The organism is Clostridium sp. HCS.1 (assembly GCF_047900555.1).
In the GTDB taxonomy this organism is placed as follows: domain Bacteria; phylum Bacillota; class Clostridia; order Clostridiales; family Clostridiaceae; genus Clostridium.
This window is the reverse complement of the sequence record NZ_CP170704.1, coordinates 1,410,726-1,435,710: the sequence shown is the minus strand read 5'-3', so window position 1 is coordinate 1,435,710 and position 24,985 is coordinate 1,410,726. Positions and strand designations below refer to the sequence as shown.

Below are 24,985 nucleotides of genomic sequence, written 5' to 3'. Positions count from 1 at the left end.
GCCTCCTATAAAAACACTTTATTTTTTATTTTAGAATTTCCATTTTCCTTTAAATCACCAGTATATTCAATTGTCTCAATAATACAGCCCTCACCTATTTCTATATTTCTTCCCCTAACTATATTACATTCAGTATGCTCTAAGTAAATTTCGTCTGCTTCTATTTCATTACAAATTAATTTCCCTTTTCTTTCCATATTGAAAAATAAAACTTTATAATAACTTTTACTTCTTCTTACTGATAATTTTTCTCCTCCAATTTCTTTAATTTCATTTATTTTTGAAATATTTAGTTCTAAATTATCACCAGATAAAAGACCTGATATATTAACTTTTCCATCTAAATAAAATTCTTCGCACTTACAATCTCCTAATGTAATAAATTCACCATTTACTTGAACTTTATCAAAACTAACTTCTTTTTCAGCTGACAATCTTCCATTCACTTCAAGGTACTTTCCTTTTATACTGCCTTTCACCTCTTGATATCCATTAACTTCACAATTTGTATTAATATTAATATCATCATAAGAAGTAAAATATCCATCAACCTTTAATTCATCACATTTAATTTTACCTAAGCTCTTAGCTTTTCCATCAATTTTAATATATTCTGCTTCTGTTTCTCCTTGAATAGTTCCCATTCCATCTATCTTTATATTTTTATATTTACCTTCACTTATAGTACCAATCCCATCAATTTTAATATCATATTTTTCCATAGCACCCTCCACCATAACAATGTTTTATTTATTTTTCATCAAAATATAAACTTTACTCTTTATATTTATATATTATCGTAACATTGTTTCGCTGTAAATAACATTTGGAATATTAGTTTAATATTATATAATATTTTTTATATTATACTTTTTTAATAAAAAAGAAGACCAAGGTAATTACTATTACATTTGGTCTCTTTTTCAATTATTAACTTATTAATTACTTATTTATTTTTTAAGATATACTTTTCAATTTCTTCCGCTACTACCTTAGCGTGAGATGCTGCTCTTACTACAGTTTTAGCTCCTGTAACTACATCACCTGAAGCAAAAACTCCTTCTCTTGTTGTATGTCCATACTCATCAGTTAATAATAATCCCCATTTATTAGTTTCAAGACCTGAAGTATTTGAGACAATATTATTTTTAGGTGATTGACTTACAGCAATTATTATTGAATCACATGGAAATAATCCTTCTTTTCCTTCTATAGCAACCGTATTTATTCTGCCATCGTCGCTAGTCACATTTTCTGTTTCTATATATTTTACACCCTCTTCAGTTAACTCTAAAGGAGATTTAAATAATTCAAACTTAACTCCATCTGAAATTGCTCCCTCTAATTCAGCCTTTGTGGCAGGTATGTTTTCCATACCTTTTCTATATAGAATATATACTTCTTTTGCTCCATTTCTCTTAGCTGTTCTTGCTGCATCCATTGCTACATCTCCAGCCCCTATTACACAAACCCTATTTCCCAATTTATGGACCCCTGGGGATTTTAAATAGTCAATTGCATAATGAACATGTCCTAGGCTTTCACCTTTTATATCTAAGGTTTTAGGATTCCATACCCCAGTTCCTATAAATATTGCTTTATATCCATCATAAAAAAGCTTATCTAATGTAAGTACTGGTCCCACTAATGTGTTTGGTCTTATTTTAACACCTAATTCAATTAGTCTTTCTTCATAGTGATCTATAATACTTTTTGGCAATCTAAATTCTGGAATACCATATCTTAATACTCCACCAATTTTATCATGAGAGTCAAACAAGGTAACCTTATATCCCTTTTGTGCTAATATAAAGGCAATTGTTATACCAGCAGGTCCTCCCCCTATTATAGCAACTCTTTCATCTAATTCTGCTTCTTTTTCTAATCTAACATTTTCTAAATAATATTTTGATATATGTGTTTCTATATCACAAAATCTTACTGCTTCATCCTTAATCCCTCTAATACAATTACCTGTGCATTGATCTTCATGAGGGCAAACTATAGAGCAAACTAAAGAAAGTGGATTATTCTTAAATAATATTTCTCCTGCCTTTGCTATTTGTCCATCTTTAAATAAATCTATTATTTCTGGAATAGGAGTATCTATTGGACAATTTGCCTTACATTTTGGATTTTTACAAAGATAACATCTATTTGATTCTAAAACTAAGTCTTTCATTATAACTCCCCTTTTTCCTTAGTAAAACTTTAGCTTTTAAATTATATCATCTATTGTTATATTGAACAAAGATAAACTTCTTTCTAATATTCCATTTAAATATGCTAAAACTATACCATAATTAGTTATAGGTACATTTTTTTCCTTACATTCATTAACTCTATTAATAACAGTTTTTCTGTTAATCATACATGCTCCACAATGGATAATTAAATCATATTTATCTATATCCTCTGGGAAATCATGAAAAATACTATATTCATAGTTTAATTCTTCACCAACAAATTTATTTATTAACTTAGGTATTTTCACTCTTCCAATATCTTCATGAGATACATTATGAGTACAACTTTCAGCTATTAGGATTTTTGAATTTTTATTTAAGCCTTTAATCTTAAAAGCTCCTTTTATAAATTCTTCAAAATCTCCCTTTTGTCTTGCAAATAACATAGAAAAACTAGTTAACTTTATATCACTTGGAACTATTTTATCTACTTCTTTAAAAGCTTGTGAATCAGTTATTACTAAATCAACATCCTTTATATCCTTTAAAGCAGATTCTAATTCAGTATCCCTAACTACATAACTCTTTATTCCATGATCTAAGCAATCTCTTATACATTGAACTTGTGGCAATATTATTCTTCCCTTTGGAGCTTCAGAATCTATAGGTACTACCATTATTACCTTACTATCATAAGGAAGTAAATCTCCTACTATTGGAAGTTCATCCTCTTCTTCCTTTAAGATATTAATAAGTTTTTCCTTTAATTCTTCTATTCCTTCTCCTGTTACTGAAGATATAAATACATAATCCTTATTACTTTCTTTTAATAAATCTAATTCTTCTTTTCTCAATTTATCTATTTGATTAATAGCCACTATATAAGGTATATTATACTTTTTAAAAGTCCTCTTTATTTTATTAAACTCTTCTAAATCTATATCCATAGCATCAAAAATATAAATTGCAATATCAGTTCTTTTTAATATATCTAAGGTTCTCTTAGTTCTTATTTCTCCAAGACTGCTATCATCTTTAAAGCCTGCTGTATCTATAAATAGTACTGGCCCTACAGGTATTAATTCCATTGCCTTTTGAACTGGATCTGTTGTAGTACCTGACTTTTCAGAAACTAAAGATACTTCTTGACCTAAAAGCTTATTAATTAATGATGATTTACCTGCATTGGTCTTTCCATAAATAGCAATATGTTTTCTATTTGCATTGGGCGTTGAATTCATAATGTAACCCTCCTATAAATATAGATCTCTTTCTCCTACTCTTAATCTTTCTAAGTTTTTCTCTAGTAATTCCTTAATATCTTTTCTCTTTATATTTTCCTTTTCTCTATTAATAACAGCTTCTGCTTTTTCTAATATTTCTTTATCACCATAATCTATAGCAAATTCTAAAAGAGTAGTTATTGCATTTGGTTCACAAACATTTTGGATTTCTCCACTCTTTGCAAGCTTCATAAATCTTTCTCCAGTTCTTCCTCTTCTATAACACGCTGTGCAATAACTTGGAATATATCCATCATCTAATACTGATTTTATTACTTCTAAAGGTGTTCTATCATCTGATGTTTTAAATTGAATGCTATCATCTTTGCCTTCTTCTCTTTCTTTATAGCCGCCTACACCAGTGCTTGACCCAGCACTAATTTGAGATACACCATATTTTAATAATTCTCTTCTCATTTCTGCTGTTTCTCTAGTGGACATTATTATACCTGTAAATGGAACTGCTATTCTAATAATAGCTACTAATTTTTTAAACATCTCATCATCTACTAAATTAGGAAACTCTTGTAATGTTACTCCTGCTGCTGGCTTTAATCTTGGCATTGATATTGTATGGAAGCCAACTCCATATTTTTCTTCTAAATGTCTATTATTCATCATAAGTCCTAAAACTTCGAATTTAGGATCTGCTAGTCCAAATAATACTCCAGCACCAACATCATCTATTCCTGCTTCCATGGCTCTATCAAAGGAAGTTAAGTGGTAATTATAATCTCCCTTTAAAGACTTTGGATGCATTTTATCGTAAGTTGGCTTATGATATGTTTCTTGGAATAATATATATGTTCCAATTTTAGCTTCTTTAAGTTTTCTATAATTTTCTACAGTTGTAGCAGCAATATTAACGTTAACTCTTCTTATTTCACCATTATCATTTTGAGTTGAATAAATAGTTTTTAAGCACTCTAAAACATACTCTATTGGTGCATTTACAGGGTCTTCTCCTAGTTCTAGAGCTAATCTTTTATGTCCCATTTTTTCTAGTATCTTAACTTCCTCTGCTACTTCTTCCATAGTTAATTTTCTTCTAGAAAAATTATTAGTTCTCTTATAACCACAATAAACGCAATTATTTACGCAATAATCACTAACATATAAAGGAGCAAAAATTACTATTCTTTTTCCATATATAGAATCTTTAATTTCTCCTGCTAACTTAAATATTTCTTCCATGTCTTCTTTATCTTCAACTTGTAATAATATTGCTATATCTTCATAAGATAATCCATCTCTTTTCTTAGCCTTTTCTAAAACCGCCTTAATATCTTCCCTAGTAGCTCCTTTAGCTTCTTCCAAAATTCTTTCAATATAATTATGATCAATAAACATTTAATACACCCCTATACTATAACTTATATTAATTTTATATTTTCAAGTTGAATATTGCCCTTATTAACTTTATAATAGCCATTATCTTTTGCCCAAGCTACATTGTCACCTCTTGTAATTTCAACTCTAAAACCAGCTTTATTTATTCTTCCTTCTATACACTTTCTACATTCTGCTGCTTCATCCCCTGTACATATCTTTCCATCATATAAAGAATATTTTTCTCTAACACTAGTAGGCGAAAGATTTGGCATTACTACATTTCCTCCTGCTTTAATACCCTTTTCTCTTCCTATTGGATCTATACTTCCCAGGGCAGTAGTTGAAGGTAATAAAACATTTGGTAGTAATAGTCTTACTAGTGCTAATATTGTTGTAGTCATCTCAACAGTTCCACCTTTTTTATCTCTTAGTGGAGTATCCTTATGAGGTATAAATGGTCCTATTCCACACATATGAGGCTCAAATTCTTTTACAAATAATAGATCATTAACTAAATCATTATTGCTTTGATTAGGTAACCCTACCATAAAGCCTGCACCAACTTGATATCCAATTTCTTTTAAATCCCTTAGGCATTTTCTTCTTTCTTCAAAACTTGCTCCTGGATGAAGAGATTCATATAGCTCTTTTGTAGCTGTTTCATGTCTTAAAAGATATCTATCTGCTCCAGCATCAAACATCCTTTTATAAGATTCATAGCTTCTCTCCCCTATTGACAAAGTAATTGCATTGTTAGGATATTTACTTTTTATAGCCTTAATTATTTCTATCATTCTTTCGTCGGTAAAATAATCATCTTCTCCACCTTGAAGTACATATGTTTTATATCCTAATCTATCACCAATTTCAACACACTCTAAAATATCATCTAATGACAATCTATATCTGTCTGCATTTTTGTTTTCTCTTCTTATTCCACAATAGACACAATTTTTCTTACATATATTAGTAAACTCTATAAGTCCTCTCATATAAACTGTATTTCCATAGGTTCTCATTCTAGTTTCATGTGCCTTTTCAACTAAGTAATCCTTATCTTTTTCTGTTAAATTATCTAATAAAAATACAAGTTCTTCCCTACTAGCATTATTGTTTTCATATAATTTATCAATTATATTCTTTATATTCATAGTATCCCTCCTAGAGTACTGTTAATGAAGCTAAAATTAGCTAGCTTCAAATTAAAATGTATAATTAACTATGTAATTTGAGATTACTCAATTCACATTATTGGATAGCATTGTTTCTTTTTTACTAATAGCAGTTTTTACTGTTACTCCTTCTATATTCCCAAGCCTTCCTGTTAAACTATTAATTTCATTTAAACTTCCAACTACAACTATGGATATAACAGAAGTTTCATCATCTAAAGGAATTCCCATCCTTCCCTTTATACTTCCTCTAAAGGTTGATACTATCTGGTTAAAATCAGAATTACATTTACTAGGTTTCTCAAGTATTGCACTAATAACAGCAATTTTCATATTTCTCCCCCAAAAATTTCTATAATTTATAATATTTTTATTTTAAAAACAAAAAAAATCCTGCTTTCCTAAAAGAAAACAGGAATTATATTAATAATAAAAGTTACCAAAAAACTTAAACTATAAATAGTTTAATTAATAACCTTTATTATTAATATACCGTATCTATTTTCTTTCAAATCAGATTTCTCTTTTTTGTCAGACAAAAATTATAATATTTTTTTATAATAAATATACAAATGAGTATGAATAAAATTCACAAAACAAATGAGTATTTATTATCTCTAATTCCATCATAAGTATAATATTTCCTTGTGTCAATAGTTAATAGTTATTTTTTTGTCAATCCTATATATAAATATAATAAATTTACATAATAATATAATAAAAATCCACCGGCCTAGCCGGTGGTTTTGCATTTTCGGGCATAGCCCTTTTTTACTAGCCACGCCTAAAGGCGTATGTTCGATCTGGCACATGCTATTAGTTTACTTGGCACCCGTAAACGGGTCGGCATATTCTATCGTTAATTGCTCTGACAATTTATCTTCTTCCAATTGATGTGCTATATATTCTTTTATCTTTTTTGTATTTTTTCCAACTGTATCAACGTAATATCCTCTACACCAAAACTCCCTATTTCTATATTTATATTTCATATTTCCCCACTTTTCAAATATCATCAAACTACTTTTTCCCTTTAAATATCCCATAAAGCTTTATACACTCATTTTAGGTGGTATTTCTACAAGCATATGTACATGATCGATACATACTTCTGCTTCTATTATATTTACCCCTTTCCAATTGCACAATTGTCTTAATATTGCTCCTACCTCTAATCTTTTTTCTTCATAAAATACTTTTCTTCTATACTTCGGTGCAAATACTATATGATATTTGCAGTTCCACTTCGTATGTGATAAACTATGTACATCATTCATTTGAATGTCCTCCTTCTGATATTAATGCAGTTGCCAGACCGCATTTTTATTATATCAGAAGGAGTTTTTTTATTGTGCCCAAAGCTATAAGCTCTTTTGAACCCCACGTCTAACGCGGGGTATTCTAAATACAAAAACTAATTAGAGGTTGCTTTACACAACCTCCAATTAATTCAATAGACTTAATATTTAAATCTTACAAAATATATTAATTATTCTTTATTTATTTACATATAATAAAATCTTTTCTTTTTCATATTCTGCTAAATCATAATTTTCTAATTCTTTTATGCTAACCCATTTACCTTCAACTATATCATTCCCATATACCACTTTTTCCTTTAACTGACCTAGATAAACAGCGCAAACTTCCTCATTTTCTTCATCAATCTTAGTTTCACCTAGTTTTTCTAAGTTAAAAATTATTGACTTTAAATCATCTTTAATAGCTCTTGTTATGCACTTTTCTTCTGTTTCTTTTCCTCTTATTTTCTTTCCTACTATATACCATAACTTTGGCTCATTTCTTTTTGTTTTTCTCCTAACAATAAATATATTATTGAAATCATCTTTAATAATTACAGAGCACTCTGCAATTCTTGCCATTATGTTCCCCTCCTGAAGTTGATATAATATTAGTTTTATCATTATAATAATTTATAGTTTCTCTATCTATATTCTACAAAAAACTAAAATTACCTTTAATAAATTTCATATTTTATCTTAGAAGTAAATATTTTATAATTGCAAAGAATTCTCTTGAATACATAACTGGCATTAAAATAGGTAAAGTTCTATTTGTTAAAAAACTTTTTTCTTCATATCCTAAATTTGTAGCAATTAAATTACTTCTTAATGCATGAAAATCAGAAGTAATTATTTTTACCCCTATGTCTTCTATTTTTTTATTGGAGTCCTTCTCTATTATTTCTTTTGAAAAAATTAAGTTTTCTTTTGTGGTTCTAGATTTATCTTCCATAATTATTTCTTGTTTTATTCCATTTTTAATTAAATATCTTCTCATAGCTTCTGCTTCAGATATATCTTCTCCCTTACCTTTTCCACCTGAAACTATTATTTTAAATTCATCACTTTCATTATTAATGTATTCTATAGCTTTATCAAGCCTTTGAGATAAGGTTATACTTGGTGTTTCTCCCTTTATACCTGCGCCTAAAATAACTACATACTTTGAATATCCAGTATTATTTTTAGGGAATATAATAATAGCAATTTGCACAATAGTGAACACTAATAATCCAATTGATACTAGAAATTTAAATACATTGAGTAAATTTTTATTTTTAACTTTTACTTTTATAAAGTGATATATTATTGGTACTATACCTATAAATAAAAAAGCTTCACTAAAGGTTATCTTACCGAATGTAAAATTAATTACTATTACATATAAGATCATTATAAATCCAATTAACAAATCTATATTCTTTTTCAAAGTTTCACCTCTCTATTTTTATATTAATCAATATATCATAATTTTATTTCTTTATTATATATTTTATATCTTTTTAATTTTTTCTTAACAATTTTTAGTAATTTATACTTAAATATTTTTATTTAAAATAAATAAAGAGACTGTCGTAACAGTCTCTAACTAATAATGTAAAACTTAAAATATATTTATTCTATTGGATTTCCTTGAAAATCTGTATATTCTGGTTTGTTCTTATCATTACCTACATTATTTTGATTCTTATGTAGTCTTTGTCTTCTTTGTCCTTTTTGTTTAGGGGTTTCAGTTTTAGTATTCTTTGGCATAACAACACATCCTTTCAAATGTATTTTATACCCTAAAACATTTTTAATACATCAATATTATTTATAGTTCAAATTCTTCTATTTCTATAGAATACGTACCACAATGTTTACAAACTATAACAGTTACTATATAGCTTTTATCAACTATTCCTTCTCTATTAAGTCTAGTAAAAGATTTTCCATCATAATCATTATCTATACTACTAGTTACAAAATTATTATTTTTACCATAAGCATAAAAATAAAATTCTAAGAAGTCAAAAGCCTTTTTCTTTTCTTCTTTTCCTTCTTTGCAGTTACTACAACAAGTTTCATAGTAAGCTTTTTGAAAATCTACCTTATCACTATTTGATAGTAATTCTAATACTTTTGCTTCGTCTATACCTTTAAGTTCTTCATTTTCATCATTAGCAAAGTATTCTAAATTATCTTCTCCTAAAATGTATTCTTTTCCATCAAATTTAAATTTGTATTCCATATTATCTTCCTTTCAGAGATTTAATAAGTATATTATACCATATTAATTATAATCTAATTAATATATCATTTATATCTTCACTTACCTTAATTCTTTCTTCATATATCCATTTAAAATCAAACTCTAGTTTAAATAATTTACAGAAAGAATAATACATATTAATTCTTTGATAATATACTTCAAGTTCATCTAAGTTTCCTTTAAAGCATTGAGGTTTGCTTATTACCTTATTCTTTAAAATAAATAGTTCCTCCACATATCCTAAGAAGGTATCCATAAGTTCATCTTTAGAAATATCAAAAGGTATCTTTAATAAATCCCATTGAATTTCCTCTTTTAATTTATATTTCTTTATTCTATCTAAAATTATTAAATACTCATTTATATCCATTTTTCTATAATAATCTAAAGCCTCTTCCCTAGTAGACCATAAAGCTAATTTTTCATTTAAAGGCAAGCTCTTAATATTTAATATTGCTTCTGATGGACCTAAGACTGCTTTTCTTATTATAGTATCTTCTTCTTCTAATTTTTCTTTAATAAACTTTTGATTATCACGAACTGTAGCTACATATCCTATTTCATAAATTCCTTTTCTTCCAGCTCTACCAGCTACTTGCTTAACTTCCTGTGATGTTAAGCTTCTTATTTCTTCTCCATCAAACTTTTGAGTGTCTAAGAAAATTATACGCTTTATAGGTAAATTTACTCCCATTCCTATAGCATCAGTAGTTACTAAAATCTTGTTTTCTTTATTTATAAACATATCATATTGTTTTCTTCTTACTTCAGGTGGTAGATCTCCATATATAATACTAGTCCTTATTCCTTTTTCTGAATATTGCTCTGCTATTTGTAATACTTTTTTCTTAGAAAATACAACTATAGCATCTCCTTCTTCTGCATTGTCATAAGAAAAGTTTTTATCTTCTACTTCTAAAGGAATGCTTCTTTTATATTCTTTAAATTCATAATCATCTTTACAATCCTTTAATATTTCTTCTACTATTTTTTTAGCGTTTAAAGCACCGCATATATGAATTTCTTTACATCTAAGTCCAAGTAAAGCTCTAGTCCAAGCAGCTCCTCTTTGGGAATCACTTATCATTTGTATTTCATCAATAATTGCTATATCATATTCCTTTTTTAAATCTACTTTTTCAATAGTACATGAGGTATGAGTAGCTCCCTCTTTTAATATTTCTTCTTCACCAGTTAAAAGATTGCATATTATATTACTATTATTTAGCTTTTCATAATTTTCTAAAGCTAATATTCTTAAAGGAGATAAATATACACCATTTTTTGCTTCTTTAAGCCTTTCCATAGCTGTATATGTTTTTCCAGTATTAGTTTCTCCCAGGTGAATAAATACTTTTCTTTCTATATTTCTTGCTAATTTATATTCATCCTTAGGATTTTCAGGGAAGTTTTCTTCAAATTCCTTAGATATTATTTTAGGTATATGTTGTTTAGTTAGGACTGTCATAAATCCTGAATTAATAAAGCTATTATAATTACCTCTTATAACTTGATAAAAATCAAAATCAGAATTATGCTTTTTATTATAATCATCTAATAATCTTTTAGAAATATATTCCAATAATTCTTCATATCTTTCTCTAACATCCTTATAATCCTTAAAGCCTTGATTTTCCATATCAATAAGCTGTCTTATTTTCTTTCTAAGAGAAGACTCCTGCTCTATTAATGCACCTACTTTTGAATTATGTGCTATTTCTTCAATATGATTAATTTGAGATTTCAACTTTTTAAAGTCTCTTTGCATTGCATTTTTATTCAAATCCTCACCTCTTAATTATCATTACTATAATTGTACTTAATAAATTATAACATTTTTTCTTTATTTGTTTCTATTTTTAGTTAAAAGCCTTGATTTTATTATAATAAACTAATAATTAACTTACTCTTAACATATTTATATAATAATTTTAATGTTTTTTTAATTTTCTTAAGGATATATTAAGAATTATATTATATAATGCTTATATATTTATCTTTAACTATTTATCGGGGGATGATTTTAAAAATGAGTAAGAAAAATATTTATTTAGTATTTTCCAATACTGGAACAGTACTATCAAAATGTATTAATTATTATACAAAAGATAAATATGTACATGTTTCCTTAAGCTTTGATAATACTTTTGAAAAAATGTATTCCTTTGGAAGAATATTTCCTAGTAATCCATTTATAGGGGGATTAGTTGAAGAAAACTTAAGAGATGGGGTATATAAAAAGTTTCAAAATAGCCAATGTATTATATATAAAATTGAAGTTAGTAATAAGCAATACTTTTCATTAAGAAATGAACTTGGGCTATTTTTACAAGATCAAAATAAATATAGGTATAGTCTTCTAGGATTAATAGGTGTGGTAATTAATAAACCAATTAAAAGGAATAATAGATATTTTTGTTCAGAATTTGTTTCACATCTATTAATAAAAAGTGAAATTTATGACTCAGATAAACTTCCTAGCTTAATTAAGCCTAGTGATTTATTGAGTATTAGTGATAAAGAATTTGTATATGAAGGTTTAACTTATAATTATAGGGCAATTTAAAATGAGCTGTTGTAAGACAGCTCATTTTAATTAAATTAATTCATTAATTTTCTTTCTTCTTATTTCTACTTAATAAAGTTCTTAAATATTTATATGTCTTAAATAACCTTGGAAAATTCTCTTCTTCTTCTAAAATAATCTTATATTCAGCCATTTTTAAAATAGGTTCTATGTTCCTCATAGTATCTTCATATCCTTCTTTTATCCTATTTTTCTTAGCTTCTTCATTTAAATTTAAAGTTCCATTAATAACACTTTCATTTAAATTTCTAGGACAAATCTCTATAATATAGGAATTAGGATATAATGATCTATCTATTCTTGCTTCCTTTGAAAGTAATACTACTATAATTATGTCACATCCCTCTCCATATACAGGTTGAATTGGTGTATTATCAGCAATTCCTCCATCTATGTATTTACCTCCCATAATATTAGTAGCATCATATATTAATGGTAATGATGCTGATGCAATTATCATTTCTTTTCCTAAATTTACATCATAATCATTAATTTTAAAATATTTAACATTAAAATCTGGTAGCTGTGTACAGGCAGCATAACATATTTTATTATTTTCCTTAACAGCTTCTATATCTAAATACTTATCTATTATTTCTTTAGCTCCATCTTTAGAAACTGCACCTTCATATATTTTTTGATTTAAGTATTTTTTAGCAAAATTTATATTTTTCGCTCCAATAAATAAACCTATTCCTTTTTTAAACAACTCAAATTTGCTTATTGGAATAATTTTATCCATTGTTACTTCTTCCCATAATGCTTCTGCTTTTTCTATACTATCTTGGGCAAATAAAATTGCATTAAAGGCACCTATTGATGTTCCAGAAAACACCTCAATATATTTATCTATCTTTAGTTCCTTTAAGGCCTTCCAAACACCAAGTTCATAAGCACCTTTTCCTCCCCCTCCAGATAAAACTAAGCCTATCTTCATATTACTCTCCTCTTTTTATACCACTGTTAATTATCATTTATTATATTATAATTATACATCTTTTGTTCTAGTTGTCTTTGTAAATTTTGTATTAAATTTACTTTAATAAAATTTTGTAAAAATAAATAAGCCTACAGTGTAGATTTTTCTACCTGTAGGCTTATTTATATGCTACTTTAAAGAATTTTTTGCTAATTCTACTAAGTCAGCAAATGCTTTTGGATCATTTATAGCAATTTCAGATAACATTTTTCTGTTCATGTCAATTCCAGCTAATTTGATTCCATTCATAAATTTTGAATATGAAAGTCCGTTCATTCTTGTAGCTGCATTGATTCTAGCTATCCAAAGTCTTCTAAAATCTCTCTTCTTTAATCTTCTTCCAACATAAGCATTTCTTAAAGCTCTAATTACTGATTCATTAGCAGTTTTAAATAATCTGCTCTTTCCACCGTAGTAACCTTTTGCAAGCTTTAATACTTTTTTATGATTCTTACGAGCGTTTGTTGCTCTCTTAACTCTAGCCATGTTTAATCCTCCTAAAAACCTCTATATTATAGGTATGGTAATAATTTCTTCATTGCTTTTTCTTGAGTAGTTGAAACATAAGCAGCTTTTCTTAAGTTTCTCTTTCTCTTTGAACTTTTCTTAGTTAATATATGACTCTTAAAAGCCTTAGCTCTTTTTAATTTTCCAGTTCCAGTCTTCTTGAATCTCTTTGCTGCACCTCTGTGGGTTTTCATTTTTGGCATTATACTAATCTCCTCTCAAGTTATGCTTTTTTTGGGCCTAAAACCATTGTCATGTTTCTGCCTTCATGTTTTGCTGGTTTTTCAACTATGCAAACATCTTCTAACTTCGAAACAAAATTATCTAAAATTTTCTGTCCTATATGTCCTAATTGTGCTTCTCTTCCTTTAAATCTAACAGTGATTTTAACTTTATCCCCGTCTAATAAAAACTTTCTAGCATTCTTTGCTTTAATTGCAATATCATTTTCTTCAATAGTTAAACTACATCTTATTTCTTTAAGTGTAGTAACCTTTTGTTTTTTCTTTGCTTCTTTTTCCTTCTTAGATTGCTCATAAATATATTTGCCTAAATCCATCACTTTACATACTGGTGGATTAGCATTTGGAGAAATCATTACTAAATCTAATTCCTTCTCTTCTGCAATCTTTTGAGCTTCCTTTGTAGGAACAACTCCTAATTGAGCACCATCTGCATCAATTAATCTAACCTCTTTAACTCTTATAGCTTCATTACAAGTAAAATCCTTACTTATATCAAGTCACCTCCAAAAATATTATCTAAAAACACACAAAAAATAGAGGACATATTATGCCGCCCTCTAGTACTTATAAAAATCTAGTAATATAACTAGTAATTATTACAAAACTATTACCTCACTAAGCTATGCCGTAAGGTGAGAAACGGCTGTTTCTACTTAACACTATGTTATTCTAACATGTTTTTTTAGACCTGTCAAATATTTTACTTTTTTATTTTAACCTATACTTGTGTATTTTATACAAGTTATTATGTAAAACTATTGTTTATTCAATTTCTCCATTGAAATCTAGTATTCCCCCTCTTAAATTATATAAGTTATTAAAACCTTCTATTTCAAGAAAATTACAAGCAATACTACTTCTAACTCCTACTTTACAATATACTAAAATTGGTTTGTCTTTAAACTCCTGAAGTTCATCTAATTCCCATTCTATTTCTTCTACTGGTATATTTATTGAATTTACAATTCTAGATTCTTTAAACTCACTAGGTCTTCTAACATCTAAAATTACTAAATCCTCTATATTTTTAATAAGCTTTTCAGCTTGACTACTATTTATTGATTTAATACTCATTTTATTGTCTCCTATTGTTTTTTTATTATTATATTACTTTATTCTAATATTCTCAACAATAATTAAAAATGAATTTCTCTTTCATTTGAAATATTTACTTATAATATAAGCTGTATTAATGTGAATTACTAATTTAATAATCTTCATATTAATACAGCTCTCTTAATTCTTCTAATTAAAGTCTTCAATCCTTATTAAGTTATTTAATTTGTATACTGCTTCTAGCTTACAAACACTATTTATTGCATTTCTAAGATTTCCTTCCTTGCAGTCATGTGTTATTAAAACAAGTGTTACTCTATTTTCATTTACTGAATCTACACCCTTTTGTATAACTGATCTTAAACTTACATTTTCTTTTCCAAAAACAGAAGTGATTTCTCCTAGTACTCCTGTTCTATCTTCCACCGATAATCTAATATAATATTTACTATTTATTTCATTTATATCTTTAATTTCTTTTTTCCATAGGTTATTTTTAACTACTGGATTTATATTATCTATATCAATATTACTTCTTAATATATCTACTAAATCAGAAACCACAGCACTCCCTGTTGGTAAATCACCAGCACCTCTACCATAGAACATCAAATCACCAACAGCATTTCCACGAATTAATACTGCATTAAATGAATCATTAACATTAGCCAATGGATGATTTTCTGGTATCATAGTTGGATGAACCCTTAGCTCTAGTGCTCCTTCATTATCTTTAACTATAGCTAATAATTTTATTACTTTCTTAAATTCCTTAGCATATTCTATATCTATAGATTCAATATTAGTAATACCTTCTCTATAAACATCTTCTACTTTAATTTTAGTTCCAAAAGCTAAAGAAGATAATATTGCTAATTTATATTGTGAATCATAGCCTTCGATATCTGATGTAGGATCTGCTTCAGCATAACCTTTTTCTTGGGCTTCTTTTAAAGCTCTATTAAAATCTAAATTCTCATAATCCATTTTAGTTAAAATATAATTTGTAGTTCCATTTACTATTCCATATAATCTTTCTACCTTATTAGCTGTTAAGCTTTCATTTATACCTTTAATTATTGGAATACCACCAGCTACACTTGCTTCATAATTAAACATTACACCTTCTTTATCAGCTTTTTCAAAAAGTTCATCACCACCTGTGGCAAGCAACATTTTATTTGCTGTAATTATGTGTTTTTTCCTATTCATAGCTAATAACATATATTCTCTTGCTGGTTCAATACCACCCATAACTTCCACTACAATTTTAATTGAATCATCTTCAATAATATCATTAATACTTGTAGTTAAAAGATTTTTAGGAACTTCAAATCCTCTGTTCTTATTAATATCCTTAACTAATATTTTAGCTACCTCTACTTCATAGCCTGATCTTTTCATAATTTCTTCTTTGTTTGAATTTAAAATCATCCAAACGCCACGTCCAACATTGCCTAGCCCCATTAAAGCAATTCTGACTTTTTTCATTTTGTTTCCCCCTTAAAATTTTTAATTTTTTATTTACTTATTGCTAATATATTTATTATACTCACTTAATCTATAATTTACCATTATTATTCTAATCTAATAAATAAAAAAAGAGATAGACATAACATTATATCTATCTCTTACTTTTCTCTATCACTTATTATTTATTATCTCTTTCCAGCATCAAATGGTTCTCCAGCTGCCTTTGGAGCTTGTGATGATTTTGAGAATATAACTAAAGCTATTAAAGTTACTATATATGGGAATATCTTTAATATTACTCCAGGAATTTGAGCTAATGATGGTATTACTTGGGACACATTTGCAATAGTTGAAGCAAATCCAAAGAAGAAAGTTGCTCCTAATATTCCAAGTGGTCTCCACTGTCCAAATATTAATGCTGCTAATGCAAGGAATCCAAGTCCTGCTACACTACCATTAAATTCTCCTGAATATGTTACTAAAATTATAGCTCCACCTAGAGCTGACATTCCTCCTGAAATCATAACACCTATGTATCTCATTTTAGACACATTTATTCCTGCTGCTTGTGATGCTTGAGGATGTTCTCCACAATATCTTAGTCTTAATCCAAAACTAGTTTTATAAAGTATAAATATACTTAAAATTAAAATTAATAAAACTAACCAAGTAGTAGCATATGTCTTTGTAAAGAAAAGAGGTCCAATTACAGGTATATCTGAAAGTACTGGGATATCCTTTGGAATAAATCCATTTGTCACTCTTATATTTCCACTTCCAGTGATATTTCTAGCTAAGAATACTGTTAAAGCACCAGCGATCATATTTATAGCAGTACCACTTATAACTTGATCTGCATTTAAATTAATACTTGCAAAGGCATGAAGTAATGAGAATAATACTCCTACTACTACTGCCACTAATAAACCAATCCATAAAGCTCCTGCCACTCCATTTGCTTGTAATTTAGATACTGTAAGTGCTCCAGCAAAAGACCCTACTATCATAAGTCCATCTAAACCTATATTTACAATTCCGCTTCTTTCACAATAAAGTGCTCCTAGAGCTGTTATTAATAAAGGAATTGTATAAGAAATTGCATATGGAAAAACTTGCTCAATTATACTCCACATTATTTTTCCACCACCCTTTCTGAGGAATTATCTTTTTTCCCTTTGTTTCTATTCTTTTTAAACCATTTTATTATTTTATCCATTACCATACTAGTTGCTGCAAAATAAATTATTGTAGCCATTATAGTATCTGCAAGTTCTGGTGGTACTTTTACAGCTGCATTCATAAAGCCTTTTCCCACATATAGGATTCCAAAGAATAATGATGAGAAAATAACTCCAATAGGACTACTAGCTCCAAGTAAAGCTACTGCAATTCCATCAAATCCTTGGCTTGGCATTACTCCTATTTGCATTATGTTTGCATTACCTGTATATTGTATTACTCCTGCAAGTCCTGATAAAGCTCCAGCTATCATCATTGATATAACTATGTTTCTATTAACAGGCATACCTGCATATTCTGCACCAAATCTATTAAATCCAACAGCCTTTAATTCATAACCTAACACTGTCTTATTTAAAAGGAACCATATTATTAAAACTGCTATTAAAGCTAAGAAAATACCTAAATTTATATATGAGCCCTTAAATATTTCTGATAACCAATTCACTCTTAGGGTAGCTGATTCTGGTAACATTTTAGATTCAGTTTCTAAAAATTCACCTTTAAAGTATTGTGGTACCATATAATAAACTATCCAATATGCTGTCCAGTTCATCATTATAGATGATACAACTTCATGTACGTTAAATTTAGCTTTTAAAATTCCTGGAACTGTTGCCCATAAAGCTCCGCCTAAGATACCTACTAGAACAACTATTGGAACTAATAAGATGCTAGGTAAATCTAAAGACAACCCAACAGCTATTGAACAAAAGCCTCCAAATAACATTTGTCCAGGAGTACCTATATTAAATAATCCTGTTTTAAAAGCAAAGGCAACTGAAAGTCCTGTAAGCATTAAAGGTGTAGCTGTAGCAATAGTATTTCCTATTCTCTCAAGATTCATTAAGCCACCTTTAAATAAATATCTATATCCTTCAACAGGGTTAAATCCCATAACAAGCATTAATAAAGCACCAGCTATAAGTCCAAGTATTACAGCCATTATGGATTTTATACCTTGATCTTTTTCCATTAATTTTCACCTCTCTTTATTCCAGCCATCATTAAGCCCACTTCATTTTCATCTGTTTCAGAAGCATTAACTACTCCAATAAGTTCACCATTATTTACTATAGCAATTCTATCTGAAACATTTAATATTTCATCTAATTCAAGAGATACTAAAAGTACAGCTTTTCCATTATCTCTTTGTTCAACAAGTCTTTTGTGTATGTATTCTATTGATCCAACATCCAGACCTCTTGTTGGTTGAACAGCAATTAATAAATCAGGATTTGATAGAATTTCACGTCCAATTATTCCCTTTTGTTGATTACCTCCTGATAGAGATCTAGCAATTGACTTTCCACCTTCTCCAGATCTTACATCAAAAGTTTCGATTATATGGTTAGAATACTTTTCTACTTCTTCTCTATTTATAAGACCATTTTTAGAGAAAGGTTTATTTTTATATACTTTAAGAACCATATTATCTTCCATAGTATAATCTAATATAAGACCTCTTTTATGTCTGTCTTCTGGAATATGAGCTATTCCTTCATCTATTCTTTTTCTTATAGAATCCTTTGTAATATCTTTTCCATTGAAAGTTATACTTCCTTCTTCAATAGATCTCATACCTGTAATAGCTTCAACTAACTCTGTTTGGCCATTTCCTTCTACTCCAGCTATACCTACTATTTCACCTTTTCTTACTTCTAAATTAAAATTCTTTAATCCTAGAACTTTTTTATTATTTTTAACTGATACATTTTCTAATCTTAATACTTCTTCACCTGGATTAGCTTCCTTCTTTTCTACTTTAAAGGATACTTGTCTTCCAACCATCATTTTAGCCATATCAGCTTCTGAAGTTTCTTTAACATCCACAGTTCCAATGTACTTACCTCTTCTAATTACAGTACATCTATCAGCTGCCTCTTTAATTTCCTTTAATTTATGAGTTATTAAAATTATTGATTTACCTTCATTAATAAGATTTTTCATAATTTTTAATAAATCTTCAATTTCTTGAGGTGTTAATACTGCTGTTGGTTCGTCAAATATTAATACTTCTGCATTTCTATAAAGCATCTTTAATATTTCAACACGTTGTTGCATACCAACAGATATATCTTCAATTTTTGCATATGGATCAACATTTAGACCATAAGCTTTAGATAATTCTTCTATTTTTTTGGCAGCACTTTTTATATCTACTGATAAAAATTTCTTTGGCTCCATACCTAAAATAATATTTTCAGTTACAGTAAAGTTTTCAACTAATTTAAAATGCTGATGAACCATACCTATTCCTAAGTCATTAGCTACATTAGGACTTGAAATTTTAACTTCTTTTCCATTTACTTTAATTACTCCTGCTTCTGGACTATACATTCCAAATAGCATTCCCATTAATGTAGATTTCCCTGCTCCATTTTCTCCCAAAAGAGCATGGATTTCTCCTTTTTTAAGCTGCAATGTAATATTATCATTTGCCACAATACCTGGAAATTCTTTACGGATATTAAGCATTTCTACTACATAACTCATGAGCATCCTCCCTACGTCTTTTTTTAAATATGTTATAGTTAGATTATCCTATTATGTAAAATTAATCTAATTTTCTCTTAATATGAGAAAAAGACGGTATTCCGCCTTTTTCTTTTTATATCTAGCCGCAAAAATTATTTAATTAAATTGCCTTGTTCAGCTTTAATTTCAATTTCACCATTTTTAATTTTGTTATATACTTCATTTACTTTTGTAGTAGTATCCGCACTTAAGTTTGGATTATTTTCTGGAAGACCTACACCATCATTTTTAATATCAAATGTTAATGTCTCTCCACCTGGGAAACTTCCATCTAGATCAGCTTTAATCATATCATAAGCTGCTGTGTCTAATTTCTTCATTGCAGAAGTTAATATTACAGATTTATCTCCATCGTACTTACCATCTTCATATTGGTCAACATCACACCCGATTACCCAAGCTTCTTTTCCAGATGCAATTCTTGCCTTTGCTTCATTTATTACCCCAATTCCTACATTACCAGCTGCTACAAATATAGCTTTAACTCCATTATCATACATAGTAGCTGCTAATTGTTGGCCTGCTGCAACATCATCAAAGGTACCTTGGTAAACAACATTTTCTGATTTAATGCTCATATTAGTTCCTAAGTTTTCATTAGCGTAATTAACACCTTGTTGGAATCCCCAGTTAAACTTTTGAACTGAAGGTATTTCCATACCACCTATAAATCCTAAGTCACCTTCTTTTAATTCAAGAGCTGCTGCTACACCTGCCATAAATCCTGCTTCTTGCTCTGCAAAGAAGATAGAAACACTATTTTCTCCAACTTTTTCTACTCTGTCATCTCCAGTTTTACCGTTATTAGGAGAACCATCAATAATTACAAATTTTGCGTCTGAATATTTGTCTTGTGCATTAAATATTGCAGTCTCAAATTTGAATCCAGGTGCTAATATAAATTTGTATCCTGTATCATAAAGGTTACCTATCTCCTTCATGTAATCTGCTTCTGTAGTTCCAGATGGTCTTAAATAGTTACTATCTATTCCCAACTCATCCTTAGCTTTTAAAATACCTTCCCAAGTACCTTGGTTAAAAGACTTATCGTCTATTGTTCCAGAATTAGTAACCATACCTACTTTAAGATGTGATTCAGCTGATTCTGCACTATTACCACATCCTACTAATCCAGTAAGCATAAAAGCAGATAATACTAACGCTATTGCTTTTTTCTTCATAAAAATCCTCCTAATCTTTAGTAAATTATTATTTTATCCTTCGAATTTTCAAAGAAATTATACAATATATAGTACATAATTTCAATAAATAATATATCACTTTAACACAAATATAACACTTATTTCATGTTTATATTCTAAAAAAACTTAATAAAACAGCTATTATAATTGAAGGCAATAAATTAGATACCTTAATTTTAGTTACTCCTAACATATTTAATCCTAGTCCAATTATTAATAAACTTCCCACAGCAGTCATATTATTTATAGCAATATCACTTAAAAAAGTTGATAAAAAGCTTGCTGCTAAAGTAATACTTCCTTGATATATAAATACAACTATTGCTGATAAAGCTACTCCTATTCCTAAAGTGGATGCAAATATAATTGAGCTTATTCCGTCTAAAATAGATTTAGCGTAAAGAGTACTATGGTTATTATTTAATCCACTTTCTAATGACCCTACTATAGCCATTGCCCCTATACAAAATAAAAGTGTAGCTGTAACAAATCCCTGAGCTATAGATATATTTCCATTATTTTTATTAAAGCTTTTTTCAATAATTTTGCCTAAATTTTCAAGTTTATTATCTATATCTATAATTCCCCCAATAAATGCACCTACTGCCACAGATATTATCATTACTATTGTATTATTTCCTTTAAGAGTTCCAGATATACCTATATAGATAACACATAAGGCCAATCCATTCATTATTGTATTACTTACTTTTTCATTTACGTTTTCCTTTAGAAACAATCCTATAACGGACCCTATAACGATAACTAAACTATTTACTATTGTACCTAAAATATTAATCACCTCCATTTATATATTTCAGTTTAAATTCAAAGAAAAAACTCCTTTCGGAGTTTTTCAGACTGCTGACAAAGTGTCAGCAGTCTTTAATTTTATACAAATATGTAATATAATTTTAAATATATTAATTTATTACATAGAGGTTTTACTAATGATAAACAAAAGAAAAGAATCACAAAATCAAATGGAAGTGGTTATGCTAGAGCAATTAGTTCCGCAAGACCATTTATTAAGAAAAATTGACAAATACATAGATTTTTCATTTATTAGAGAATTAACTAATGATTTGTATTGTCATACAAATGGTCGACCAGCAGTTGATCCAGTAGTACTATTTAAGATGTTATTTATAGGATATCTTTACGGCATACGCTCCGAAAGGCAACTAGTTAAAGACATAGAAGTTAATTTAGCTTATAGATGGTTTTTAGGATATTCAATTACTGAGAAAATTCCAGATGCATCAACAATAAGTCAAAATAGAATTAGAAGATTTAAAGGTACTGATATTCCACAAAAAATATTTGATAATATAGTTCTTCAAGCTATGGGAAAAGGGCTAGTTGGTGGTAAGATTCTTTACTCTGACTCAACACATATAAAAGCTAATGCTAATAAGCGTAAGTTTGAAAAAGTTGAAGTACAAATAACGCCTAAAGAGTACATAGAACAACTAGATATTGATGTAAATTTAGATAGAGAAAATCATAATAAAAAACCTTTAAAACCAAGAAAAGAAAAACAAGAAACAAAGCAAATTAAGAAAAGTACCACAGATCCTGATAGTGGATATATGATGAGAGATAATAAACCAGAAGGATTCTTTTATTTAGATCATAGAACCGTAGATAGTAAAAATAATATTATTATGGATGTACATGTTACCCCTGGTAACGTCAGCGATAGCGACCCAATATTAAATAGAATAGATAGAATTGAAGAAGTATTTAGTATAAAGCCAAAATATCTTGGTTTAGATGCAGGATATTCAACTAACCCTATTTTCAAGGGGATTGTAGATAGAGATATAACACCAGTAGTTGCATATAGACGTTCTCCTCATAAAAAAGGAATGTACACCAAAAATAAATATATTTATAACTATGATAAAGATATCTATATTTGCCCTAATAATGTTGCACTAATATATAAAACTACGACTCGCGAAGGCTATAGAGAATATCGATGTTTTGAAGAAATATGTATGTGTTGTCCTCATAAAGATAGATGTCTTGGAGAAAAAGCTAAATATAAAATAATTAGACGACATGTTTGGGAAAATCATAAAGATGATAATAAGAACTTTCTTAGAACTGAGAAGGGAAAGGCAATTTACGATAGAAGAAAAGAAACAGTTGAGCGAAGCTTCGCAGATTCAAAAAATCTGCATGGGCTTCGCTATGCTCGCTTCCGCGGATGCGAAAAAGTGTCCGAGCAATGCCTACTAACTGCAGCAGTGCAGAATATGAAAAAGATAGCAACAAGACTATCTTTGCTATTTTTAGATTATATTCATATTATTTTTGATGATATTTTATATATAAGTTTTATCCACAATTAATAATATAAAAACCCTCTGTTTTTTAACAGGGGGTTTTTCAACAAGCTGAAAAACTCCTTTCGGAGTTTTTTAACTTATTTAATTAAATTACCTTGCTCAGCTTTAATTTCAATTTCACCATTCTTAACTTTATTGTAAACTTCATCTACCTTTGTAGTAGTTTCAGAACTTAAGTTTGGATTATTTTCTGGAAGACCTACACCATCATTTTTAATATCAAATGTTAATGTCTCTCCACCTGGGAAGTTTCCTTCTAATTCATCCTTAATTATATCGTAAGTTGCTATATCAATCTTCTTCATTGCAGAAGTTAAAATTATTGATTTATCTCCATCGTATTTACCATCTTCATATTGGTCAGTATCAACACCAATTATCCAAGCTTCTTTACCTGCTGCTGCTCTAGCTTTTGCTTCATTAATAGCACCTACACCTACACCACCAGCTGCTGTAAATATTGCTTTAACACCATTATCAAACATAGTAGCTGCTAATTGTTGTCCCGCTGCTACATTATCAAATGTACCTTGGTAAACTACATTTTCTGCTTTTATAACCATTTTAGTGCCTAAGTTTTCATTAGCATAGTTAACACCTTGTTGGAATCCCCAGTTGAATTTTTGAACTGAAGGTATTTCCATACCACCAATAAATCCTAAACTTCCTTCTTTTAATTCAAGAGAAGCCGCTACACCCGCCATAAAACCTGCTTCTTGTTCTGCAAAGAAAACTGCAACTGCATTATCTCCTACTTTTTCTACTCTCTCATCTCCAGATTTTCCATTGTTAGGAGAACCATCAATTATTATAAATTTAGCATCTGCATATTTATCTTGAGCATTAAATATTGCAGTTTCAAACTTAAATCCAGGAGCTACTATAAATTTATATCCAGTATCATAAAGATTACCAATTTCCTTCATGTAATCTGCTTCTGTAGTTCCTGCTGGTTTTAAATAATTACTATCAATTCCAAGTTCATCTTTAGCTTTTAATATTCCTTCCCAAGTTCCTTGGTTAAAAGATTTATCGTCTATTGTTCCTGCATCTGTTACCATACCAACTTTAAGTTGTCCCTCTGCTGATCCTGATTTGCTTCCACAACCTATTAAACCAGTTACCATTAAAGCTGATAAAACCATTGCTATTGCTTTCTTCTTCATGTAAAATCCTCCTAAGTATGTATCTAATTATTATTTTTCGAATCTTCAAATTGATTATACAGCATATAATTCGTTATTTCAATTATTTTTTCTATAAATCCATTATTA

At 28.6% G+C, this 24,985-nt stretch carries 25 protein-coding genes, 1 pseudogene and 1 other annotated feature; of the genes and pseudogenes, 2 read left to right on the top strand and 24 right to left on the bottom strand.

All coding sequences use genetic code 11. The features are described 5' to 3' along the window. Positions 1 to 5: 5 nt before the first annotated feature. From ACFYH6_RS06795 to ACFYH6_RS06740, 12 genes and pseudogenes are all read right to left on the bottom strand, one after another. Positions 6 to 722 carry a hypothetical protein gene (locus tag ACFYH6_RS06795; RefSeq protein WP_416179512.1) on the bottom strand — a complete coding sequence of 239 codons (717 nt, stop codon included), beginning with the start codon at positions 720 to 722 and terminating at the stop codon, positions 6 to 8. Positions 723 to 946: 224 nt separating this feature from the next. Then, entirely contained in the window at positions 947 to 2,182 is a 1,236-nt protein-coding gene (locus ACFYH6_RS06790; protein WP_416179511.1) for an NAD(P)-dependent oxidoreductase, read from the bottom strand. A gap of 36 nt (positions 2,183 to 2,218) precedes the next feature. Continuing rightward, positions 2,219 to 3,427, bottom strand: a complete 1,209-nt coding sequence (gene hydF, locus ACFYH6_RS06785) for a [FeFe] hydrogenase H-cluster maturation GTPase HydF (protein ID WP_416179510.1) — start codon at positions 3,425 to 3,427, stop codon at positions 2,219 to 2,221. A 12-nt stretch (positions 3,428 to 3,439) separates the two neighbouring features. Then, positions 3,440 to 4,819 carry a [FeFe] hydrogenase H-cluster radical SAM maturase HydG gene (gene hydG, locus ACFYH6_RS06780; protein WP_416179509.1) on the bottom strand — a complete coding sequence of 460 codons (1,380 nt, stop codon included), beginning with the start codon at positions 4,817 to 4,819 and terminating at the stop codon, positions 3,440 to 3,442. A 23-nt stretch (positions 4,820 to 4,842) separates the two neighbouring features. Further along, complete coding sequence (gene hydE / locus ACFYH6_RS06775; protein ID WP_416179508.1) at positions 4,843 to 5,952, bottom strand: [FeFe] hydrogenase H-cluster radical SAM maturase HydE; 1,110 nt, start codon at positions 5,950 to 5,952, stop codon at positions 4,843 to 4,845. Positions 5,953 to 6,039: 87 nt separating this feature from the next. Continuing rightward, a complete protein-coding gene (locus ACFYH6_RS06770) occupies positions 6,040 to 6,306 on the bottom strand; it encodes a TM1266 family iron-only hydrogenase system putative regulator (protein ID WP_416179507.1) in 267 nt (88 codons plus the stop codon). A 488-nt stretch (positions 6,307 to 6,794) separates the two neighbouring features. Next, positions 6,795 to 7,250 (bottom strand): annotated as a pseudogene (tnpA, locus tag ACFYH6_RS06765) (IS200/IS605 family transposase). A gap of 219 nt (positions 7,251 to 7,469) precedes the next feature. Further along, on the bottom strand, positions 7,470 to 7,856 hold the full coding sequence (locus ACFYH6_RS06760) for an NUDIX domain-containing protein (RefSeq protein WP_416180525.1): 387 nt from the start codon (positions 7,854 to 7,856) through the stop codon (positions 7,470 to 7,472). 112 nt (positions 7,857 to 7,968) lie between these two features. Next, a complete protein-coding gene (locus ACFYH6_RS06755; RefSeq protein ID WP_416180524.1) occupies positions 7,969 to 8,706 on the bottom strand; it encodes a YdcF family protein in 738 nt (245 codons plus the stop codon). 185 nt (positions 8,707 to 8,891) lie between these two features. Then, positions 8,892 to 9,029: a clostri-philic family protein gene (locus ACFYH6_RS06750; RefSeq protein WP_316345530.1), complete on the bottom strand. Its 138-nt coding sequence runs from the start codon at positions 9,027 to 9,029 to the stop codon at positions 8,892 to 8,894. Between the two features lie 61 nt (positions 9,030 to 9,090). After that, positions 9,091 to 9,507 (bottom strand): DUF3785 family protein, encoded by a 417-nt coding sequence (locus ACFYH6_RS06745; RefSeq protein WP_416180523.1) that lies wholly within the window; start codon positions 9,505 to 9,507, stop codon positions 9,091 to 9,093. A 46-nt stretch (positions 9,508 to 9,553) separates the two neighbouring features. Next, complete coding sequence (locus tag ACFYH6_RS06740) at positions 9,554 to 11,311, bottom strand: helicase-related protein (protein ID WP_416180522.1); 1,758 nt, start codon at positions 11,309 to 11,311, stop codon at positions 9,554 to 9,556. Positions 11,312 to 11,557: 246 nt separating this feature from the next. Between ACFYH6_RS06740 and ACFYH6_RS06735 the strand changes: the two genes are divergently transcribed. Next, the gene (locus ACFYH6_RS06735) at positions 11,558 to 12,094 is read left to right on the top strand and encodes a hypothetical protein (protein ID WP_416180521.1); all 537 of its coding nucleotides are present in this window, start codon (positions 11,558 to 11,560) and stop codon (positions 12,092 to 12,094) included. Between the two features lie 43 nt (positions 12,095 to 12,137). On the opposite strand, the gene ACFYH6_RS06730 is transcribed toward ACFYH6_RS06735, so the two are convergent. The 11 genes from ACFYH6_RS06730 to ACFYH6_RS06680 form a co-directional block, all read right to left on the bottom strand. Further along, entirely contained in the window at positions 12,138 to 13,052 is a 915-nt protein-coding gene (locus ACFYH6_RS06730) for a patatin-like phospholipase family protein (RefSeq protein ID WP_316345238.1), read from the bottom strand. A 171-nt stretch (positions 13,053 to 13,223) separates the two neighbouring features. Continuing rightward, the gene (gene rplT / locus ACFYH6_RS06725; RefSeq protein WP_316345236.1) at positions 13,224 to 13,580 is read right to left on the bottom strand and encodes a 50S ribosomal protein L20; all 357 of its coding nucleotides are present in this window, start codon (positions 13,578 to 13,580) and stop codon (positions 13,224 to 13,226) included. Positions 13,581 to 13,606: 26 nt separating this feature from the next. Next, positions 13,607 to 13,804, bottom strand: coding sequence for a 50S ribosomal protein L35 (gene rpmI / locus ACFYH6_RS06720; protein ID WP_016206790.1), 198 nt, complete (start codon positions 13,802 to 13,804; stop codon positions 13,607 to 13,609). Between the two features lie 20 nt (positions 13,805 to 13,824). Beyond that, positions 13,825 to 14,337 (bottom strand): translation initiation factor IF-3, encoded by a 513-nt coding sequence (gene infC / locus ACFYH6_RS06715; RefSeq protein WP_316345241.1) that lies wholly within the window; start codon positions 14,335 to 14,337, stop codon positions 13,825 to 13,827. 31 nt (positions 14,338 to 14,368) lie between these two features. Then, positions 14,369 to 14,507: a sequence feature (ribosomal protein L20 leader region), on the bottom strand. A 101-nt stretch (positions 14,508 to 14,608) separates the two neighbouring features. After that, positions 14,609 to 14,920 (bottom strand): rhodanese-like domain-containing protein, encoded by a 312-nt coding sequence (locus ACFYH6_RS06710; protein WP_316345234.1) that lies wholly within the window; start codon positions 14,918 to 14,920, stop codon positions 14,609 to 14,611. A 171-nt stretch (positions 14,921 to 15,091) separates the two neighbouring features. Further along, positions 15,092 to 16,393, bottom strand: coding sequence for a homoserine dehydrogenase (locus tag ACFYH6_RS06705; RefSeq protein WP_416180520.1), 1,302 nt, complete (start codon positions 16,391 to 16,393; stop codon positions 15,092 to 15,094). A 167-nt stretch (positions 16,394 to 16,560) separates the two neighbouring features. After that, positions 16,561 to 17,508 carry an ABC transporter permease gene (locus tag ACFYH6_RS06700; RefSeq protein ID WP_416180519.1) on the bottom strand — a complete coding sequence of 316 codons (948 nt, stop codon included), beginning with the start codon at positions 17,506 to 17,508 and terminating at the stop codon, positions 16,561 to 16,563. Next, a complete protein-coding gene (locus tag ACFYH6_RS06695) occupies positions 17,508 to 18,590 on the bottom strand; it encodes an ABC transporter permease (protein WP_416180518.1) in 1,083 nt (360 codons plus the stop codon). Before ACFYH6_RS06695 ends, ACFYH6_RS06700 begins: the two co-directional genes overlap by 1 nt. After that, complete coding sequence (locus ACFYH6_RS06690) at positions 18,590 to 20,110, bottom strand: ABC transporter ATP-binding protein (protein WP_416180517.1); 1,521 nt, start codon at positions 20,108 to 20,110, stop codon at positions 18,590 to 18,592. The genes ACFYH6_RS06695 and ACFYH6_RS06690 overlap by 1 nt, the downstream gene beginning before the upstream one ends. Positions 20,111 to 20,244: 134 nt before the next feature. Continuing rightward, positions 20,245 to 21,333 (bottom strand): BMP family lipoprotein, encoded by a 1,089-nt coding sequence (locus ACFYH6_RS06685; RefSeq protein WP_416180516.1) that lies wholly within the window; start codon positions 21,331 to 21,333, stop codon positions 20,245 to 20,247. A gap of 130 nt (positions 21,334 to 21,463) precedes the next feature. Next, positions 21,464 to 22,147 (bottom strand): DUF554 domain-containing protein, encoded by a 684-nt coding sequence (locus tag ACFYH6_RS06680; RefSeq protein WP_416180526.1) that lies wholly within the window; start codon positions 22,145 to 22,147, stop codon positions 21,464 to 21,466. 157 nt (positions 22,148 to 22,304) lie between these two features. On the opposite strand from ACFYH6_RS06680, the gene ACFYH6_RS06675 reads away from it, so the two are divergent. After that, the gene (locus ACFYH6_RS06675; RefSeq protein WP_416180560.1) at positions 22,305 to 23,714 is read left to right on the top strand and encodes an IS1182 family transposase; all 1,410 of its coding nucleotides are present in this window, start codon (positions 22,305 to 22,307) and stop codon (positions 23,712 to 23,714) included. 74 nt (positions 23,715 to 23,788) lie between these two features. Here ACFYH6_RS06675 and ACFYH6_RS06670 read toward each other — a convergent pair whose 3' ends face one another. Then, positions 23,789 to 24,877, bottom strand: a complete 1,089-nt coding sequence (locus ACFYH6_RS06670; protein ID WP_416180201.1) for a BMP family lipoprotein — start codon at positions 24,875 to 24,877, stop codon at positions 23,789 to 23,791. Between the last annotated feature and the right edge of the window lie 108 nt (positions 24,878 to 24,985).

Excerpts from the sequence above, each read along its gene's own strand:
- ACFYH6_RS06795 (WP_416179512.1), bottom strand. The coding sequence starts at position 722 with ATGGAAAAATATGATATTAAAATTGATGGGATTGGTACTATAAGTGAA.
- ACFYH6_RS06790 (WP_416179511.1), bottom strand. The coding sequence starts at position 2,182 with ATGAAAGACTTAGTTTTAGAATCAAATAGATGTTATCTTTGTAAAAAT.
- hydF (WP_416179510.1), bottom strand. The coding sequence starts at position 3,427 with ATGAATTCAACGCCCAATGCAAATAGAAAACATATTGCTATTTATGGA.
- hydG (WP_416179509.1), bottom strand. The coding sequence starts at position 4,819 with ATGTTTATTGATCATAATTATATTGAAAGAATTTTGGAAGAAGCTAAA.
- hydE (WP_416179508.1), bottom strand. The coding sequence starts at position 5,952 with ATGAATATAAAGAATATAATTGATAAATTATATGAAAACAATAATGCT.
- ACFYH6_RS06770 (WP_416179507.1), bottom strand. The coding sequence starts at position 6,306 with ATGAAAATTGCTGTTATTAGTGCAATACTTGAGAAACCTAGTAAATGT.
- ACFYH6_RS06760 (WP_416180525.1), bottom strand. The coding sequence starts at position 7,856 with ATGGCAAGAATTGCAGAGTGCTCTGTAATTATTAAAGATGATTTCAAT.
- ACFYH6_RS06750 (WP_316345530.1), bottom strand. The coding sequence starts at position 9,029 with ATGCCAAAGAATACTAAAACTGAAACCCCTAAACAAAAAGGACAAAGA.
- ACFYH6_RS06745 (WP_416180523.1), bottom strand. The coding sequence starts at position 9,507 with ATGGAATACAAATTTAAATTTGATGGAAAAGAATACATTTTAGGAGAA.
- ACFYH6_RS06735 (WP_416180521.1), top strand. The coding sequence starts at position 11,558 with ATGAGTAAGAAAAATATTTATTTAGTATTTTCCAATACTGGAACAGTA.
- ACFYH6_RS06730 (WP_316345238.1), bottom strand. The coding sequence starts at position 13,052 with ATGAAGATAGGCTTAGTTTTATCTGGAGGGGGAGGAAAAGGTGCTTAT.
- rplT (WP_316345236.1), bottom strand. The coding sequence starts at position 13,580 with ATGGCTAGAGTTAAGAGAGCAACAAACGCTCGTAAGAATCATAAAAAA.
- rpmI (WP_016206790.1), bottom strand. The coding sequence starts at position 13,804 with ATGCCAAAAATGAAAACCCACAGAGGTGCAGCAAAGAGATTCAAGAAG.
- ACFYH6_RS06710 (WP_316345234.1), bottom strand. The coding sequence starts at position 14,920 with ATGAGTATTAAATCAATAAATAGTAGTCAAGCTGAAAAGCTTATTAAA.
- ACFYH6_RS06705 (WP_416180520.1), bottom strand. The coding sequence starts at position 16,393 with ATGAAAAAAGTCAGAATTGCTTTAATGGGGCTAGGCAATGTTGGACGT.
- ACFYH6_RS06700 (WP_416180519.1), bottom strand. The coding sequence starts at position 17,508 with ATGTGGAGTATAATTGAGCAAGTTTTTCCATATGCAATTTCTTATACA.
- ACFYH6_RS06695 (WP_416180518.1), bottom strand. The coding sequence starts at position 18,590 with ATGGAAAAAGATCAAGGTATAAAATCCATAATGGCTGTAATACTTGGA.
- ACFYH6_RS06690 (WP_416180517.1), bottom strand. The coding sequence starts at position 20,110 with ATGAGTTATGTAGTAGAAATGCTTAATATCCGTAAAGAATTTCCAGGT.
- ACFYH6_RS06685 (WP_416180516.1), bottom strand. The coding sequence starts at position 21,333 with ATGAAGAAAAAAGCAATAGCGTTAGTATTATCTGCTTTTATGCTTACT.
- ACFYH6_RS06675 (WP_416180560.1), top strand. The coding sequence starts at position 22,305 with ATGATAAACAAAAGAAAAGAATCACAAAATCAAATGGAAGTGGTTATG.
- ACFYH6_RS06670 (WP_416180201.1), bottom strand. The coding sequence starts at position 24,877 with ATGAAGAAGAAAGCAATAGCAATGGTTTTATCAGCTTTAATGGTAACT.